20 protein-coding genes are annotated in these 16,366 nt (G+C 70.4%); 12 read left to right on the top strand and 8 right to left on the bottom strand.

Translation table 11 applies throughout. The features are described from left to right. The first annotated feature begins 69 nt into the window (after positions 1-69). Complete coding sequence (locus NR111_RS09035) at positions 70-1,326, top strand: MFS transporter (protein WP_256820623.1); 1,257 nt, start codon at positions 70-72, stop codon at positions 1,324-1,326. Between the two features lie 43 nt (positions 1,327-1,369). On the opposite strand, the gene NR111_RS09030 is transcribed toward NR111_RS09035, so the two are convergent. Next, positions 1,370-1,801, bottom strand: a complete 432-nt coding sequence (locus tag NR111_RS09030) for a VOC family protein (protein ID WP_256820622.1) — start codon at positions 1,799-1,801, stop codon at positions 1,370-1,372. 84 nt (positions 1,802-1,885) lie between these two features. Between NR111_RS09030 and NR111_RS09025 the strand changes: the two genes are divergently transcribed. Both NR111_RS09025 and NR111_RS09020 read left to right on the top strand, forming a co-directional pair. Further along, on the top strand, positions 1,886-2,590 hold the full coding sequence (locus tag NR111_RS09025; RefSeq protein WP_256820621.1) for an AzlC family ABC transporter permease: 705 nt from the start codon (positions 1,886-1,888) through the stop codon (positions 2,588-2,590). A 47-nt stretch (positions 2,591-2,637) separates the two neighbouring features. Then, on the top strand, positions 2,638-2,922 hold the full coding sequence (locus NR111_RS09020) for a branched-chain amino acid transporter permease (RefSeq protein WP_067720244.1): 285 nt from the start codon (positions 2,638-2,640) through the stop codon (positions 2,920-2,922). A gap of 22 nt (positions 2,923-2,944) precedes the next feature. On the opposite strand, the gene NR111_RS09015 is transcribed toward NR111_RS09020, so the two are convergent. Continuing rightward, positions 2,945-4,189 carry a cytochrome P450 gene (locus NR111_RS09015; protein ID WP_154831011.1) on the bottom strand — a complete coding sequence of 415 codons (1,245 nt, stop codon included), beginning with the start codon at positions 4,187-4,189 and terminating at the stop codon, positions 2,945-2,947. Between the two features lie 72 nt (positions 4,190-4,261). Between NR111_RS09015 and NR111_RS09010 the strand changes: the two genes are divergently transcribed. Beyond that, entirely contained in the window at positions 4,262-4,714 is a 453-nt protein-coding gene (locus NR111_RS09010) for a MarR family winged helix-turn-helix transcriptional regulator (RefSeq protein WP_244294417.1), read from the top strand. A 36-nt stretch (positions 4,715-4,750) separates the two neighbouring features. On the opposite strand, the gene NR111_RS09005 is transcribed toward NR111_RS09010, so the two are convergent. Further along, the gene (locus NR111_RS09005; protein ID WP_096906401.1) at positions 4,751-5,308 is read right to left on the bottom strand and encodes a GNAT family N-acetyltransferase; all 558 of its coding nucleotides are present in this window, start codon (positions 5,306-5,308) and stop codon (positions 4,751-4,753) included. A 120-nt stretch (positions 5,309-5,428) separates the two neighbouring features. After that, positions 5,429-5,758, bottom strand: coding sequence for a hypothetical protein (locus NR111_RS09000; protein WP_163376692.1), 330 nt, complete (start codon positions 5,756-5,758; stop codon positions 5,429-5,431). A gap of 902 nt (positions 5,759-6,660) precedes the next feature. Here NR111_RS09000 and NR111_RS08995 point away from each other — a divergent pair. The 4 genes from NR111_RS08995 (at position 6,661) to NR111_RS08985 (ending at position 8,692) form a co-directional block, all read left to right on the top strand. Then, positions 6,661-7,359: a type 1 glutamine amidotransferase domain-containing protein gene (locus NR111_RS08995; RefSeq protein WP_154831009.1), complete on the top strand. Its 699-nt coding sequence runs from the start codon at positions 6,661-6,663 to the stop codon at positions 7,357-7,359. A gap of 152 nt (positions 7,360-7,511) precedes the next feature. Further along, on the top strand, positions 7,512-7,751 hold the full coding sequence (locus NR111_RS18825; protein ID WP_244294415.1) for a hypothetical protein: 240 nt from the start codon (positions 7,512-7,514) through the stop codon (positions 7,749-7,751). Further along, positions 7,679-8,035, top strand: a complete 357-nt coding sequence (locus NR111_RS08990) for an alpha/beta fold hydrolase (protein WP_206473916.1) — start codon at positions 7,679-7,681, stop codon at positions 8,033-8,035. The genes NR111_RS18825 and NR111_RS08990 overlap by 73 nt, the downstream gene beginning before the upstream one ends. A gap of 84 nt (positions 8,036-8,119) precedes the next feature. Further along, on the top strand, positions 8,120-8,692 hold the full coding sequence (locus NR111_RS08985; RefSeq protein ID WP_256820620.1) for a VanZ family protein: 573 nt from the start codon (positions 8,120-8,122) through the stop codon (positions 8,690-8,692). Positions 8,693-8,725: 33 nt separating this feature from the next. Here NR111_RS08985 and NR111_RS08980 read toward each other — a convergent pair whose 3' ends face one another. Then, complete coding sequence (locus NR111_RS08980; RefSeq protein ID WP_154831007.1) at positions 8,726-9,724, bottom strand: bile acid:sodium symporter family protein; 999 nt, start codon at positions 9,722-9,724, stop codon at positions 8,726-8,728. Between the two features lie 68 nt (positions 9,725-9,792). Here NR111_RS08980 and NR111_RS08975 point away from each other — a divergent pair, with 68 nt between their 5' ends. Both NR111_RS08975 and NR111_RS08970 read left to right on the top strand, forming a co-directional pair. Continuing rightward, positions 9,793-10,203, top strand: a complete 411-nt coding sequence (locus tag NR111_RS08975; protein WP_154831006.1) for a YidH family protein — start codon at positions 9,793-9,795, stop codon at positions 10,201-10,203. Continuing rightward, positions 10,200-10,571, top strand: coding sequence for a hypothetical protein (locus NR111_RS08970; protein WP_256820619.1), 372 nt, complete (start codon positions 10,200-10,202; stop codon positions 10,569-10,571). The genes NR111_RS08975 and NR111_RS08970 overlap by 4 nt, the downstream gene beginning before the upstream one ends. A gap of 60 nt (positions 10,572-10,631) precedes the next feature. Here the strand turns inward: NR111_RS08970 and NR111_RS08965 are convergent, their stop codons facing one another. The 3 genes from NR111_RS08965 to NR111_RS08955 form a co-directional block, all read right to left on the bottom strand. Further along, positions 10,632-11,201, bottom strand: coding sequence for a hemerythrin domain-containing protein (locus NR111_RS08965; RefSeq protein ID WP_159147710.1), 570 nt, complete (start codon positions 11,199-11,201; stop codon positions 10,632-10,634). 116 nt (positions 11,202-11,317) lie between these two features. After that, a complete protein-coding gene (locus tag NR111_RS08960) occupies positions 11,318-11,911 on the bottom strand; it encodes an SdpI family protein (RefSeq protein ID WP_256820618.1) in 594 nt (197 codons plus the stop codon). Continuing rightward, positions 11,908-12,423 (bottom strand): MarR family winged helix-turn-helix transcriptional regulator, encoded by a 516-nt coding sequence (locus NR111_RS08955; RefSeq protein ID WP_096906394.1) that lies wholly within the window; start codon positions 12,421-12,423, stop codon positions 11,908-11,910. Before NR111_RS08955 ends, NR111_RS08960 begins: the two co-directional genes overlap by 4 nt. Before the next feature lie 82 nt (positions 12,424-12,505). On the opposite strand from NR111_RS08955, the gene NR111_RS08950 reads away from it, so the two are divergent. Together NR111_RS08950 and NR111_RS08945 are read left to right on the top strand one after the other, a co-directional pair. Further along, a complete protein-coding gene (locus NR111_RS08950) occupies positions 12,506-13,021 on the top strand; it encodes a DoxX family protein (protein ID WP_206473921.1) in 516 nt (171 codons plus the stop codon). 122 nt (positions 13,022-13,143) lie between these two features. Continuing rightward, positions 13,144-16,215 (top strand): leucine--tRNA ligase, encoded by a 3,072-nt coding sequence (locus NR111_RS08945; protein WP_256820617.1) that lies wholly within the window; start codon positions 13,144-13,146, stop codon positions 16,213-16,215. Positions 16,216-16,366: the final 151 nt, after the last annotated feature.

Genomic DNA, 16,366 nt, shown 5'->3' with positions numbered 1-16,366 from the left:
CGCCCCGGATGAGTCTCATTATATGGGATACAGTTTCTAGTTTGTGGGATCGAGTCTAGGCTCGTGCAGATGGAGACGGTGAAGCATGAGTCGACCGCGGTGACCCCGCGGCACTGGCTGGTGCTGGCGGTCGCCACGTTCGTCGCGGCGTCGGGCTCGGCGTTTGTCGTCGGCGTGGGCTTCCTGCTCCCCCACCTCACGACCGTCGAAGGGCTGTCACTCTCGCGGGCCGGGGTGCTGGTCGCGATGCCGCTGGTGGGGATGGCCACGGCGCTGATCGCGTGGGGTTGGCTCGTCGACCGGACGAGCGAGAAGCTGGTCCTGGTCTCCGGCTCGGTCGGTGCCGCGCTCGCCCTGGCAGCCGCACTGTTCGTCGACTCGTTCACGTTGCTGGCGATCCTGTTGCTGGTCACCGGCGCCTTCACCGCCTCGGGGAACTCCGCGAGCGGGCGGCTGGTCGTCAGCTGGTTCCCGGCCCACCGGCGCGGGCTCGCCATGGGAGTCCGGCAGATGTCGCAGCCTGCCGGATCCGCGGTCGCGGCCATGACCTTGCCGCTCCTCGCGCAGTCGTACGGATTGGCCGCGGCCTTCGCGGTACCCCTGGTCATGGCCGTGGTCTCGGCGGTCGCGGCCCTCGTCGTCGTCACCGACCCGCCTGGCCACCTGGCTGCTCCCCCGTCGGCGCCGAGCGCCGCGGTTCCCACGGTGACCGGCACGGCGTCAGCGACCCGTCCCCCGGCGGACGGGTCGCCGTACCGCGGCTCGGACTACCTGGCCCGGGTGCACGGCGCGTCGGTGCTCCTCGTCCTGCCGCAGGGCATGCTGCAGGCGTTCCTGCTGGCGTGGCTCGTGCTGGGGCACGGCTGGTCGGCGGTCTCCGCGGGAATCGTGGTGACGGTGAGTCAGGTGCTCGGGGCGGTCGCCAGGATCGTGGCCGGGGCGGTGTCCGACCGGGTCGGATCGCGGATGAGACCCCTTCGCGCTGTGGCGATCTCGGTCACCGGCGGCCTGGCGGCCCTCGCTGTGGCCGAGGCGCTGGGAGCCCCCGGGGTGATCGCCGTGACGCTCGGCGTGGTCGCGACCGTGCTCTCGGTGTCCGACAACGGCCTGGCGTTCACCGCCGTCGCCGAATACGCCGGCCCGCGGTGGAGCGGGCGCGCGCTGGGCGTGCAGAACACCGCGCAGTTCGTGGCGATCGCGGCGTCCACTCCCCTGGTCGCCGCGGTGATCGAGGCGGTCGGCTACTGGCCGGTGTTCGCGGGCGCGGCGGTGGTCGCCGCGGTGGCGATCCCGCTGGTGCCGCGCGCAGACGTCGTGCGGGTCTGACGAGGGGCTGGCCGCGGGCCGGGCCTGCCCCGACGGCCGCTGGTCAGGACGTCCCGGCCGGCAGGGGTTCGCCTCGGTACTGCCCCACCGACCACACGTTGCCCTCCGGGTCGCGGGCGGGAAAGGTGTGATCCCCGTAGTCGGTGTCGTGGAGCTCCATGACGATCTCGGCGCCCGCCGCCCGGGCGCGCTCGTAGACGACATCCGCGTCGGCGGTGACCACATAGGCCAACCCGGTTCCCGGCGGCATCGCATGGGGATCATCCGGCCCCGGCCGTTGGTCACCGAGCATGATGCCGCCACCCTCGGGCCACAGCAGTTCGGCGTGCACGATGCGGCCGTCCTCGGCATGGGAGACGGTCTCGACGAATCCCAGGGCCTCGACCAACCAGTCGATGACGGCGCGCGCGTCCGAGCACCTGAAGCAGTGCCACACGGTGGGGGCGGGCGGGGTCCCGGGCTGGTGTGCGCTCATGCTCAGAGTCTGCGCCGACGGGCGCGAGGGCGGAAGGGCTCCGACGGGGGTGATGCCAAATCGTGGCTGGCTAGACTGCCCGGCGTGCCGCACGCCCCCTCCACCAGCGCAGAGATCCGCAAGGGTCTTGCCGACTGCTCGACCGTCGGCCTGGGACTCGTCCCGCTCGGTCTGGCGTTCGGGGTGCTGATGACGCAGGCGGGGTTCGACTGGTGGTGGGCGCCGGTGTTCTCGATCGTCATCTACGCCGGCTCCATGGAGTTCCTCGCGATCGGCCTGCTCACCGCGGTCACTCCCCTGTATTCGCTGGCCGCCGCGGCGTTCCTGGTGAACTTCCGACACGTCTTCTACGGGCTGAGCTTCCCGATCGAGGCCATCCGCTCGCGGCTCGGCCGGCTCTACGCCGTCTACGCCCTCACCGACGAGGTGTACGCGATCACCGCCACCAAGCGGCGCGTGGAGATGACCGGTGCCCGGACGATGACCATCGCGATCACCTGCCAGTCGCTGTGGGTGGTGCCGGGCATCGTCGGAGCGCTCGTGGGATCCGCGCTGCCGGAAGGACTGGACGGGCTGCAGTTCGCGCTGACCGCCCTGTTCGCCGTGCTGGCGGTGGACGCGTGGCGGTCCTCGGGAGACCTGCCGGCGCCGGTGATCGGCCTGATCTGCGGCCTGGTCGCAGCGGTGGTCGCGCCCGGGCAGATGCTCATCGTGGGCCTGTGCGCGTTCGTCGTAGTGCTGTTGCTGCGCTACGTCTGGGCCGTGCGTACCGGACGGGATGCCGCGTGACCGCCGCGGTGCCCGGGACCGCCTACCTGCTCGCCGGGCTGGGCGTGATGTTCCTCGTGACGCTCGCGCTGCGGGCCGCACCGTTCCTGGCGCTGACCCGGCTGCGCGATTCCGGCGTCGTCCGCTATCTGGGCCGCACGATGCCCGCTGGCGTGATGGTCGTGCTGGTGGTCTACACCCTGCGGGACACGACCACCGAGCTCGGCTCGTGGGTGCCGGCGGCCGTCGCGTTGGGGCTCACTCTGGCTGTGCACCTGGCGTTTCGACGGGCCGCGGCGAGCATCGTGCTGGGGACCGCGACCTACATGCTGCTGCAGACCCTGCTGGTGTGAGCCTGCCAGCCCCGCCTGCCGCTCAGTGGACCACCGGGCACTTACCCAGGTCGACCTTCCACTCGGTCAGGCCGTTGAGCCACCCCGACCGGAGCCGCGTGGGGTCGCCGAGCGCGGTCAGATCCGGGAAGTAGTCGGCGACGGCGTTGAAGATCAGCTCGAGCTGCATCTTCGCGAGGTTGGCGCCGAGGCAGTAGTGCGGGCCCTGGCCGCCGAAGGTGACGTGGGGGTTCGGATCGCGCAGGATGTTGAAGCTGAAGGGGTCGTCGAAGACCTCCTCGTCGAAGTTCGCGGAGCCGTAGCAGATCAGGACGCGGTCGCCCTTCGCGATCGACACGCCTCCGATCTCGGTGTCCTCCATGGCGGTGCGCTGGAACTGGGTGATCGGCGAGGCCCACCGCAGGATCTCGTCGTAGGCGGTCTCGGGCCGCTCGCGCTTGAACAGTTCCCACTGCTCGGGGTGCTCGAGCATGGCGACCATGCCGTGGGTGGTGGCGTTGCGGGTGGTCTCGTTGCCGGCCACGGCCAGGAGGGTGACGAACCAACCGAACTCCTCGGCGGAGAGATGTTCGCCGTCGACGTCGGCCTGGACGAGCTTGGTCACGATGTCGTCGCGCGGGTTGGCGGCGCGGTCCTCGGCCATGGCGTTCGCGTACCCGATGAGCTCCATGGACGCGATGGCGGGAGCGTCGGGGTCGCCGCCGGCGTCGTAGCTGGTCATGATGTTGGACCACTCGAAGATCTTGTGGCGGTCCTCCTGCGGCACACCCAGCAGGTCGGCGATCGCCTGGAGCGGCAACTCGGAGGCGATGGCGGTGACGAAGTCGTCGGCGTTCGACTCGGCGGCGGCGGTGACGATCTTGCGTGCCCGGTCGGCGAGCTCGTCGCGCATCCCGGCCACGCCCCGGGGGGTGAACCCGCGGGAGATGATCCGCCGGTGCTTCTTGTGGATCTCGCCGTCCTCGTTGACGAGCATCGACCGCTGGGCCTCGATGATCGATCGGTCGGTTCCCTCGGCGAACCGCGGGATCATGGTGTTCTCGCCGGCGGAGAACACCTCCCCGGTCAGGCGCGAGATCTCTTTGACGTCGGCGTGTTTGGTGACCAGCCAGTAGTGGTCGTCGTCGAACCCGTCGGAGCCCGCGCGCTTGTCGACGCGGTGGATCGGTTCGGACTGCCGGAGCTGGCGCCACTCGTCGTGGGGGAGCCGCTTCTCGAACAGGTCAGGGTCGGTGAAGTCGAAGCCTGCCGGGATGGTGACGTCCATGGTGTCTCCTGGGGCTGGTCGCCCGCCGGGTCTGGCGGGGATGAAACCGTGAATAGTGGTAACTATATACACGTGGCACTATCTTCGAGTGAGATTCTCGACCGCGCTCTGATGTTGGCGGAGCAGATGTCGGGATCGATCGCGCGCGCGGCGGCGAACTACGACCTGACGGTGCCGCGGCTCGAGCTGTTGTTCGTCCTGGGTCTGCAGGGCGAGTGCAAGCAGGTGGAACTCGCCACGTATCTCGACTGCTCGCCGCGCCAGGTGACCGCGCTGGTGGACGGCCTCGTGGCCAGCGGGCACGTCGAGCGCACGATGCCGCCGGACGACCGGCGGGTGCGGCTGGTCAACCTGACGGAGAAGTCACGCCGGATCGTGGATGAGGTGGTGACCGCGCGCGTCGGACTCGCCGAGTGGTTGTTCGAAGGATTCGGCGACGACGAGCTGCAGGCGTTCGGCGAGGTGTCCGAGAAGCTGGTCTCCCGGATGAGCGGGCGGGCGCTGAGCCGCCTTCCCGAGCAGTGAGTCGAGCTCGGCCGTTGGGTCACGCCGGCCGTTGAATCAGGCGGAGCAGGTAGCGCAGCCGGTGTCCGCGCGGGCGTATTCGACGAACCCGCGGGAGAGGTAGTTGGGGACGGCGGCGGGGGAGTCGTCGTCGCAGGTGTGCAGCCACACCCGGCGGCACCCGGGCACGTTCCAGGCGATGCGGCAGACCTCGGAGAGGAACCATCCGCCCAGGCCGCGGCCGGCGAATCGGGGGAGCAGGCCGAAGTAGACGATCTCCACGTCAACGCCGTCGTCCCCGACGCCGCCGGAGTTGTTGAAGACTGGGCCGGTGGTCTCGTCGCAGGGGCTCATGCGGAGTTCGGCGAACCCGACGACCTCGCCGCCCCGGGTCGCTCGCAACGTGCTGACGCACGGGTCGGAGCAGTACGAAGCCCAGTCGCCCTCTGCCCACTCCAACCGATCGATCCAGTTCCAGTCGCCGCCGATCTCGCGGTACATCCGCGAGTTGAACGACGGCTCGGCGGGGAAGACGCGGGAGATGGTCAGCTCCGCACGGCCAGCGGGACGCAGGTGGTCCGCGTCGGTCTGCTGGAAGTAGGTCACGCTGGTCATCGGGTTATTGAAGCACCGCCGCCCTCCCAGACCCAACATTCGCGGGGGGAGGGCGGCGAGATGATCAGCCACGCGGGGTGCGGAGCCTGCGCTATTCGGCTGACCGCTTGTCGTACCGACTCAGTTGAACGAGATGTGCGGAACGCCCGGGAGGTTCAGGTTGTTGACGGACCCGGCAGCGGCGTCCTTCGCCTGGTTGAGCGCATCGGTGACTCCGTTCTGCACTCCGACTGCTGCGTGGGGACTGGCTCCGATGGCGCCCGCACCTGCACCCAGGGCGGCTGAACCGCCTGCTGCAGCGCCAGTGCCGGCGATGCCAGCGATTGCGGTGCCAGCGGTCGCGACTGGGCCGGCTGCCAACGCGGCGCCAACCACAGGTGCTGCGATGGGGCCGAGAGACGCCAGGGCGGAAATGATCAGTCCGGAGATGGCGGTGGCTGCTGCGAGCATGAGTGATCCTCTTTCTCTTGGTGGGATGGGCCTGACTGGTTCTGCGTCAGGGGATATTGAGTTGTCTGGGCGCGATCGGTGGTTGGGGGATGATCTCCCCGCGTCCGCCGAGGTCGATGGTGATGGTTTCGGGGACCGGTGGCGCTGGTGCAGGCGCTGGCGCGGGCGCCGGAGCGGGCCGGTACGGGGCCGGAGCGGCCGGCTGCGCGGGGAACACCGGCACCCGGACGGCCGGCGGCCGGGCTGGCGCGACCGGCGCGTGCGCGGCGGCCGGGCGGGCCGGCGACGACTCGCGTTTCGGCGAAGGCAGTCGTTCGCTACTTGCCGGCGCGGTCGAGGTCGAGGAGGTGGAGGACGAAGGTTGCGTCGAGGTAGTGGAGGGTGCGGCTGATGTGAGGCCGGACTGCTGCACCGAGGACGCCACCGGCCCAGCCGCTGTGGCTGTCGCCGTCCCCCCGGAGAGCCAGGCCGCTCCCGCTCCTGCCGAGAACCCGAGCAGGACCAATCCGGCGAGAACCATGAGCGACATGGAGCGAGCGAGTGGCGGGCTTGTCGAACGCATGGGCACCCCTCCTTGAGTCATATGCCCGTGCGCCATTCGTCCGGGCGGATGCTGAACCCCTCAGCACATGCGGCGTGAACATTAAGACTGTGTCGGCGGTGCCTCAACGTTTTCCTCACTAACGAGACCGGCCGGCGAATAATCCTGTGACCTGCTGATATGTCGCCAAAACCGGAGAATGAAGCGAACCCGCAGGTAACGGCGATCAGCAAGTGAATCGCGGTGACATAGCGAATCTGTGAAAAGACACTGATTAGTGATCGGGATCACAGTCGAATGCGACCCGCACTGATATGGAGCGACCAGTTGCGAGTTGTCCCGAGATCCGTACTGTCGCGGTATGGCTAACGTTCTGATGATCATGTCCGCAGCCGACCATTGGACCCTCAAGGACGGGTCGGAGCATCCCACCGGTTTCTGGGCCGAAGAGTTCGTGGCCCCGTACGAGGTGTTCACCGACGCTGGCTGGTCCGTCACCGTCGCGACCCCTGGAGGGCGTGCTCCCACCGTCGACCAGGCAAGCCTCGGCGAAGGCGCCGGCGACCCGGAGACCCTCGACAAGGTCAAGGCCTCGCTCGACCGGCTCGCGCCCGTTCTGAACTCGCCGGCCGACCTGGCCTCCGTCGATCACAACCAGTTCGACATCGTGTTCTACCCGGGCGGCCACGGCCCGATGGAAGATCTCGCCACGGACGCGACCTCGGGCGCGATCCTCACCGAACGCGTCCGCGCGGAGAAGCCCGTTGCGCTGCTGTGCCACGCCCCGGCGGCCGTCCTCGCGGCGACCGATGACGCGGGGTCGTCTCCCTTCGCGGGATACAAGATGACCGGGTTCTCCAACGTCGAGGAGGAGCAGGTCGGCCTGGCCGAGAACGCGCCGTGGCTGCTCGAGGACAAGCTCGTCGAGCTCGGCGCCGAGTACTCCTCGGCCGCCGAGCCGTGGGGAACGCACGTGGTGGTGGACCGCAACGTCTACACGGGTCAGAACCCCCAGTCCTCCGAGGAACTGGCCAAGCGGATGGTCTCCGACCTGGGATGACTCCGTGCCGGTGAGCCATATCGTTGACCGCCACGCCGTCATCGACGGCCACCGGATCTCGTTCGGCGTACACGGCGAGGGCGAACCCGTGGTCTTTCTCCACGGAACGCCCTCGTCACGGAACGCCCTCGTCGTCGTACATCCGGCGCGACGTGGTTCCCGTCCTCACCGGGGCCGGGTACCGCGTCCACGCCTTCGACCTCCTCGGATACGGGCTGTCGGAGCGGCCGCGGGACCCCGACGTCGACACGTCGATCACCGGGCAGGTCGCCGTCCTGGAGGGACTGTTGGGGGGTGGGGACTCGACACGTTCCACCTGGTGGCCCACGACATCGACGGCGGGATCGCGCAACGCTTCGGCGTGCAGTCGACCGGGCGCGTGCGTTCCCTGACCCTCATCGACGTGGTGAGCTTCGACAGCTACCCCTCCGAGCGCACCCGGCAACAGATGGCCGACGGGCTCGACGAGCTGGCCCGTACGCCGGACGCCGAACACCGGGCGCACTTCCGCGACTGGCTGCTGTCCACGCACAGCGACCCGGCGAGCTTCGACTCCGCCGCGATCCCCGGCAGCGAACTGCATCTCATCGAGAACTGTGGCCGCTTCGCGCCGGAGGAACGCCCGGCCGAGGTCGCCGCGGCACTCCGGGCATTCCTCGATGCCCACCGGGGCTGACGGGGCCCACGGCGCTCCGGGCCCGAGATCCCGGCCAGACCTGGCACCGCCTCCGTTGCCGGGGCCCGTGTGAGGATTGTGCCCGTGACGCAACCGTCAGAGTCGAAGGTCCGAGGCTGGGCCGCGCTCGCCGTGGTCGCCTACGGCGCCGTGGTGGTGGCGCTGACCATGCTCAAGGCCTTCTTCGTGATCGGGCTGCTGTGGCGACCGGAATCCCAGCGCGGCCGCTCGGTCGAATGGGTACCGTTCGCCCAGTTCCGGGACGCCCAGACCTGGTTCGGCCCGGTGTTCGACGCGCTCGGCAACCTGGCCTTCTTCTTGCCGCTCGGGGTGCTCCTGTACATCCTGCTGGAGGGCCGGGCCAGGGCGGTCCTCGTCGTCGTCGTCACCGGATCGGCGATCAGCGCGACGGTCGAGGTCCTCCAGTACGTCCTCGCCCTGGGACACTCCGACGTCACGGACCTGCTGTTCAACACAGCCGGGGCGCTGGTCGGCGCCCTCATAGCGCGCGCCTGCGGCCCGCGCCTCCACCCACTGTGGATCGGTCTCGCGCTCACCACCGCTGCGGTGTTCGCCGTCCTGGTCGTCCTCGGTCCGCGCCTGGGCGACCCCGCCGCAGTGGTGGAGCTGGGGACGGACAGGCCGCCGGCGCGGTGACCCGCGGCGGGCTCGTCACGCCCCCGGAGCCTCCTACGCTCCCGCGCCGCGGTCGGTGTCGGTGCCAGTGTCTGCGGCCCGCCCGTACCGGCCGGCCAGCCACGCGCACACGATCAACTGGATCTGGTGGAACAGCATCAGCGGCAGGACCAGGAGCCCGATCGGCTGGCCGACGAACAGCACGGCCGCCATCGGCAACCCCGTGGCCAGCGACTTCTTGGACCCGCAGAACTGCACGACGCGCTTGTCCCGGTCCTCGAAACCCAGGGCCCGGGAGGCGAGTTCGGTCAGACCCAGCACCACCGCGAGCAGCACGCAGCACGCGACGATCAGCCAGGCCAGCTCGGCGGCGCCAATCGTCGACCAGATCCCGTCGGCGACCCCGTCGGAGAACGCCGCGTAGACCACCAGCACGATGACGGTCTTGTCGAACAGGGCGATCCGCTTGATCCTGCGGATGACCGGCAGGACCCAGGTCCGCAGGAGCTGGCCCACCACGAACGGCAGGAGCAGCTGCAGGGCGATCGTGCCGACCGAGTCCCACGTGATGACCACGGACCCGTCGGTGGTCATCAGGGCGAAGACCAGCAGGGGAGTGATCACGACACCCAGCAGGTTGGACACCGACGCCGACACCACCGCCGCGCTGACGTGCCCGCGGGCGATCGCCACGAAGGTGATGGACGACTGGACGGTCGACGGGACCAGCGTGAGGAACAGGAACCCGGCGGCCAGGGAGGCGCCGAGCACGGGCGTGAGGAGCCACTGGCCGAGCAGGCCGAGGAGCGGGAACAGGAGATACGTCGAGGCGAGCACGACCGAGTGGAGCCGCCAGTGCGTGAGACCGACCACCAGTTCCCGGGGCTCGAGGCGCGCGCCGTAGAGGAAGAACAGCACGGCGATGCCGATCGTCGTCACCCAGTCGAGCGCGTCGGCCGCGCCACCGGTGGCGGGCAGGAACGCGGCGACCACCACCGCGGCCAGGATCGCCAGGATGAACGGCTCGATCCGGAGACGACGCAGAATGCCCATCCGCCTATTCCACCACCAGGGCGGCGGGGGCCGACCGATAGGCTCGGCACCATGACGGAGCGCAGGCGATGACCGGACAGGCCGGACAGGCCGGACAGACCGGACAGGCCCCGGAGGGGTGGCGGCCCAGGGCGTTGCGGGACGGCGAGGAACCGGACCCCCGGTTCACGCTCGCCAACGAGCGCACCTTCCTGGCCTGGATCCGCACCAGCCTCGGGTTGACGGCGGGCGCCGTGGCGATGGAGGCCTTCGCTGGGGACGAGATCCCCGAGATCGTCCGCACGCCGCTGGCCTGCATCCTGCTGGTGCTGGCGGCGGTCCTCGCGATCGTGGCGTTCCGGCGGTGGATCCGGATCGAGGCCTCGATGCGTCACCAGCGGCCGCTGCCCATGCCGCAGGCATCCATCCTGTTGGTGTTGGGGATCTCGATCGGCGCGGTCCTGCTCATCGTGGCGATCCTGGGCGGCACCTTCGCATGAGCACGCCCCGGCAGCGGCGGATCGGGGTGGAACCGCGGGCGGTGCCGCCCGACGCGGGATTGGCCGCCGAGCGCACCAGCCTGTCGTGGGCGCGGACGTGGGCCGTGGTGGGCGTGAACATCATCCTCATCGCCAAGCTGGTGGCGGAGACGTCGGTGTTCTGGGCGTCGGTGTACTCGTTGCTCACCGTGGTCCCGCTGCTGGCGCTGCTCCGGGTGCAGCGTCACCACGAGCGGCGGGTCGGGCGCTTCGTCCGCGGGGCCGAGGTGCCGCAGACTCGGGCGGACCACAACGTCGGTCTGGTGGTGTTGGTCGTCGTGATGGCCACCTGCGGCCTGGTCGCCGTGCTGGTCAGCCTGTCGAACTAGCAGCTGAGAGCGCGCGGCCCGGCCCCGCGCGGGTGGTCGCCGGGGCCGGGAGCGGAGGTGTCAGGTGTTCTTGGCCCGCCCGCTCAGGGCGTCGCGGAGGCGGTCGACCATGCCGACGCCGGGTCCCAGGGTCATGTGGAACAGCTCGGAGTGCGGTGAGCCGGGGTGCGGCCGGGTGGGGGCGATCTTCTTGGCGGCCTCGACCTTGCGGCCCAGGTCGACCAGGTCCTCGGCGGAGATGTGCTTCCGCATCTTGGGGAACTGGTCCGCCTCCTCGTCGTCGGCGTGGTGGTCGAGGAGTTCCTTGAACCGCTTCACGGTGGCGATGAACTCGGCGCTCCCGGCGTCCAGGCCCTCGAGCTCCTTCATCACCTCTTCGAGTTCCTGGTGCTCTTCCTTGTCGTGTTCGACCTCGTCGGTGCCGCCCGGGACCTCGCGCTCGTAGACGGGGTAGACGAACAGTTCCTCGGCCACGGAGTGGCGCACGACCTCGGCGATGGCGGAGTCGGCCAGCGAGCGGCGTTCCTCGGCGTCGGCGGTGTTCTCGATCATCTCGAGCAGGCCGACCATCTCGCGGTGGTCGGCGGTGAGGATGTCGACGACGTCCCCGGCGGCTGCGGTGTCGGCCATGAGGCTCTCCTTCGCGGTGTGAGACGGGTGGACCTCTCGACCGTAGAGGCGACCGTGCGCGTCGGCCACCGGACCGACGGCCACCGGAGGAGCCGGGGACCTGCTCGGTGGCCGGTTCAGGGGCGCGTGCTCTCCGTCTCGCACATGCCCTGCAGGACGCAGGTGCCGCAGCCGCCGGTCACGCCGCAGTCCGCGGCGGGGTCGCCGGGAGTGGAGCCGGCGGGGGAGCAGGAGGCGGCGCCGTCGGTGGAGGAGCCCGCGTCACCGCAGGTGGAGGCGTCGGAGGCGGCGGGGTCGGTCGCGCCGGCGGAGTGGCCGCCGCAGCCGTCGGGGCCGCAGCCACAGCCGCCCTGGTCACCGGATGTGGCGTCCCACCTGGCCGCCGCGCGTGCCCCGCCCAGGCCGGCGACGCTGAGCAGGGCGAGGGAGGCGACGAGGGAGACGACGACGACGAGGCCGCCGACCCATCCGCCGATCAGTCCCAGGGCGAGCGCACCGAGCAGCAGCACGAGACCGGCGCCGAGGAACGAGGGTGCGGCGGCGCGGTTGGCGAGTTCCCAGGCCTCGGGGGAGCGGCGGGTCTCCGGGGTGCGTACGCCCAGCACGCCGTTGCCGGGCAGTCTCCCGACCAGCGCCGCGACACCCGTGCCCGCGAGCACGAGGGCGAGCCCCACGAGGAGCACCATGACCACCACGAGCACTGCGTTCACGCCACCGAGGGTACGCCCGCGACGTCGGATCTCCGATTCGACTCAGCCCCGCCGGGACCCCGGACCTGGGCGAGCAACCGGGCGAGTTCGCGCTTGTCCTTCGCGCTGAGGCGGTCGAGGAACTCCCGCCGCACCGTGGCGACGTGATCGGGCGCGGCTTTCTCGATCTCGGCCATGCCCTCGTCGGTGGTGGAAACGAACGCCCCGCGGCCGTCGTCGGGGCAGCTGGTGCGCTCCACGAGTCCGCGCTTGACCATCCGGGTGACCTGGTGGGACAGGCGGCTGCGTTCCCACTGCAACGCGTCGGCGAGCGCGGTCATCCGCAGCGGACCGTCGGCCTCGCTGAGGTAGACCAGCACCTCGAACTCGGGCTCCGTGAGGCTCGACGAGGTCTTGAGGTCGCGCTGGATCTCCAGATGCAGGCGCCCCTGGATCGCGAGGTAGTCACGCCACAGGGCCTTTTCCTCGTCGTCCAACCATCGCACGTCCTGACCCGGAACCTGTTCAGCCATGCACCCAGCGTACCCGGTTAGTTGACACAGCACATAGGGCCCGGTTAGGAATGTGTGTCACATCATCTACTGAGGGAGTCGCATGACCGCCAACACCGCCACCACGACCGCCGACACCACCACCGCCGCGCGGCCGGCCACTGCGCCCCCGGCCCCCGTCGAGACCCGCCTGCTGCCCGTGCCGGCGATCGTCCGCGATATCGGCCTGCTCCTCGCCCGTGTCCTGCTGGGCGCCGTGCTGATCGTCCACGGCGGGCAGAAGCTCTTCGTCAACGGCGTGGACGGCACCGGCGCCTTCTTCGAGTCGGTCGGCGTCCCCGCGGCCCAGGCCGCGGCCGCGTTCGCCGGTGCCGTGGAACTCGTCGGCGGCATCCTGCTCGTCCTGGGTCTGCTCACCCAGGCGGTGGCCGTCCTCGTCGTCGTCGTCATGGTCGGTGCCTACGCCTACGTCCACAAGACCGCCGGCATCTACGCCGCCGACGGTGGCTGGGAGCTCGTCGCCGTGATCGGCCTGGCCGTCGCCGTGTTCGGTCTGGTCGGCACCGGGCGCTACAGCCTCGACGCCCTCATCGCCGGGCGTCGCGCCGCCAGGGGCTGATCAACCCCGCCCTCGGCCGACGGGGCGGTGCCCACACGCTGACGCGGCCCGACCCGCCCCAGGGTTTAGGCTGGACACCGCCTGCGTGTGGGCACCGGCGATACCAGGGAGAGCAGACAACCGTGAGCAGCAGCGACCAGACCGTCACCGGCGTGCAGTCCGAGACCGGACCGCAGTCCGACACCGGACCGGCCCACCGCTACGGAGCCGGGTTGGCCGGGGAGATCGAGTCGCGCTGGCAGACCGAATGGGCCGAGCGCGGCACATTCGAGGCCCCGAACCCCGTCGGCCCCCTCGCCGACCCGGACGGCGCCGCCCCGCCCGAGGACAAGCTCTTCGTCCAGGACATGTTCCCCTACCCGTCGGGCGCCGGGCTGCACGTCGGCCACCCGCTCGGCTACATCGCCACGGACGTCTTCGCCCGCTACAACCGCATGCTCGGCACCAACGTCCTGCACACCCTGGGCTACGACGCCTTCGGCCTGCCCGCCGAGCAGTACGCCGTCCAGACCGGTCAGCACCCGCGCGTGACCACCGAGGCCAACATCGCCAACATGGAGCGCCAGCTCGGCCGCCTCGGCCTGGGCCACGACCGCCGCCGCGTGTTCGCCACCACCGACACCGACTTCTACCGCTGGACCCAGTGGATCTTCCTGCAGATCCACGGCTCCTGGTACGACCCCGAGGCCCCCGCCCGCGCGATCGACGGCGGCGAGCACCCCACCCGCACCGGCCGCGCCCGGCCCATCGCCGAGCTGGTCGAGCAGTTCGTCTCCGGTTCCCGCCCCCTGCCGGGCGTGCACGCCGGCCGCGACTGGGCCGAGCTCTCACGCGCCGAGCAGGAGAAGGTCCTCGACGCCCACCGGCTGGTGTACCTCTCCGACTCCACAGTCAACTGGTGCCCCGGGCTGGGCACCGTCCTGGCCAACGAGGAGGTCACCGCCGAGGGCCGCTCCGAGCGAGGCAACTTCCCCGTCTTCCGCAAGAACCTGAGCCAGTGGATGATGCGGATCACCGCCTACGCCGACCGGCTCGTCGACGATCTCGACCGCCTCGACTGGACCGACAAGGTCAAGTCCATGCAGCGCAACTGGATCGGCCGCTCCCAGGGCGCCCGCGTCCGCTTCGCCGTGGCGGACCAGTCCATCGAGGTGTTCACCACCCGCCCCGACACTCTCTTCGGCGCCACCTACATGGTCCTGTCGCCCGAGCACCCGCTGGTCGACGAGCTGGCCGGCCCGTTCTGGCCGGAGACCGGCGCGGCCGGCGCGACCGGCGCGACCGGCGCGGCCGGTGCGGGCGGTGCGGGCGCCGGGGGCGGGCTCGACGAGCGCTGGACCGGCGGCCACTCCTCGCCCGCCGAGGCCGTGATGGAGTACCGCCGGCGCGCAGCGCAGAAGACCGACCTGGAACGCCAGGAGAACAAGGAGAAGACCGGCGTCTTCCTCGGCGCCCACGCCATCAACCCGGTCAACGGCGAGCAGATCCCCGTGTTCGTCGCCGACTACGTGCTCATGGGCTACGGCACCGGCGCGATCATGGCCGTGCCCGGCCACGACGCCCGCGACCACGAGTTCGCAGGAGCCTTCGGCCTGCCCATCGTGCAGGTCGTGGCGCCGGCGGACGGTGCCGGGATCGACGTGCAGGCCGAGGCCTTCACCGGCGACGGCGTCGCCGTGAACTCCACCAACTCCGGCGGGCTGGTGCTCGACGGGCTGGCCGTGGACGAGGCAAAGGCCGCCACCATCGACTGGCTCGAGGGCCAGGGCACCGGCGAGGGCACCATCCAGTACAAGCTGCGCGACTGGCTGTTCGCCCGCCAGCGCTACTGGGGCGAGCCGTTCCCGGTGGTCTACGACTCCGACGGCGTGCCCCACGCCCTGCCCGACGAGATGCTGCCCGTCGAGCTGCCCGAGGTCGAGGACTACAAGCCCGTCTCGTTCGACCCCGACGACGCCGACTCCGTGCCCTCCCCGCCGCTGGCCAAGGCCACCGACTGGATGACCGTCGAACTCGACCTGGGCGACGGCCTGCAGACCTACACCCGCGACGCCAACGTCATGCCCAACTGGGCCGGCTCGAGCTGGTACCAGCTGCGCTACATCGACCCCACCAACTCCGAGCAGCTGTGCGCACTGGAGAACGAGCGCTACTGGACCGGGCCCCGGCCCGAGACCCACGGCGCGGACGACCCGGGCGGCGTCGACCTCTACGTGGGCGGCGTCGAGCACGCCGTGCTGCACCTGCTCTACTCCCGCTTCTGGCACAAGGTGCTGTTCGACCTGGGCCACGTCACCAGCGAGGAGCCCTACCGACGCCTGTACAACCAGGGCTACATCCAGGCCTTCGCCTACACCGACGCCCGTGGCGTCTACGTGCCGGCGGCCGAGGTGACCGAGCGCGACGGGAAGTTCTACTGGACCGACACCTCCGCCGGCGCCGACGCCGCCGAGATCGAGGTCACCCAGGAGTACGGGAAGATGGGCAAGTCGCTCAAGAACTCCGTCTCCCCGGACGAGATCTGCGACTCCTACGGCGCCGACACCCTGCGTGTGTACGAGATGTCCATGGGCCCGCTCGACACCTCCCGGCCCTGGGCCACCAAGGACGTCGTGGGCGCGCACCGCTTCCTGCAGCGGCTGTGGCGCGTGGTGATCGACGAGAACACCGGCGAGGTCCGCGTCACCGACACCGAGTGGGCGGGCGGCGCGCCGGGCGAGGACGTGCTCAAGGCGCTGCACAAGACCATCGCCGGGGTCCGCGACGACTTCGCGGGCCTGCGCGACAACACCGCGATCGCCAAGCTCATCGAGTACGTCAACACCCTGACCAAGACGTACCCGACCGAGGGGCCGGGCGCCCCACGCTCGGTCGTCGAGCCGCTGGTGCTCATGGTGGCGCCGGTCGCCCCGCACCTGGCCGAGGAACTGTGGTCGCGCCTCGGGCACACCGGGTCGCTGGCCCACGGGCCGTTCCCCGAGCACGACGAGTCCTACCTGGTCGAGGACTCCGTCGAGTACCCGGTGCAGATCAAGGGCAAGGTGCGCTCGCGCATCACGGTCCCCGCCGACGCCTCGCCCGCCGACGTCGAGGCGGCGGCTCTGGCCGACGCGAAGGTGCAGGAGAACCTCGGTGGCGCGGCGCCCAGGAAGGTCATCGTGGTGCCGGGCAAGATGGTCAACATCGTCCCCTGAGGGCTGGGCGATGCGGCTGGCTTGTCCGACCTGGCCCCGGCCCGGCCCCGGATCCGCTATCCGGATTCCGGATCCGCTACTCCCGTGCGGGTAGCCCGGTGATTGTCAACCTGTTGTGAGTCATTCAGGCGGCGATGAGGGTTGCCGCGAT

It is taken from the genome of Dietzia sp. Die43, assembly GCF_024519835.1.
GTDB classification, from domain to species: Bacteria; Actinomycetota; Actinomycetes; order Mycobacteriales; family Mycobacteriaceae; genus Dietzia; species Dietzia kunjamensis.
This window is presented reverse-complemented; position numbering and strand designations above follow the sequence as displayed.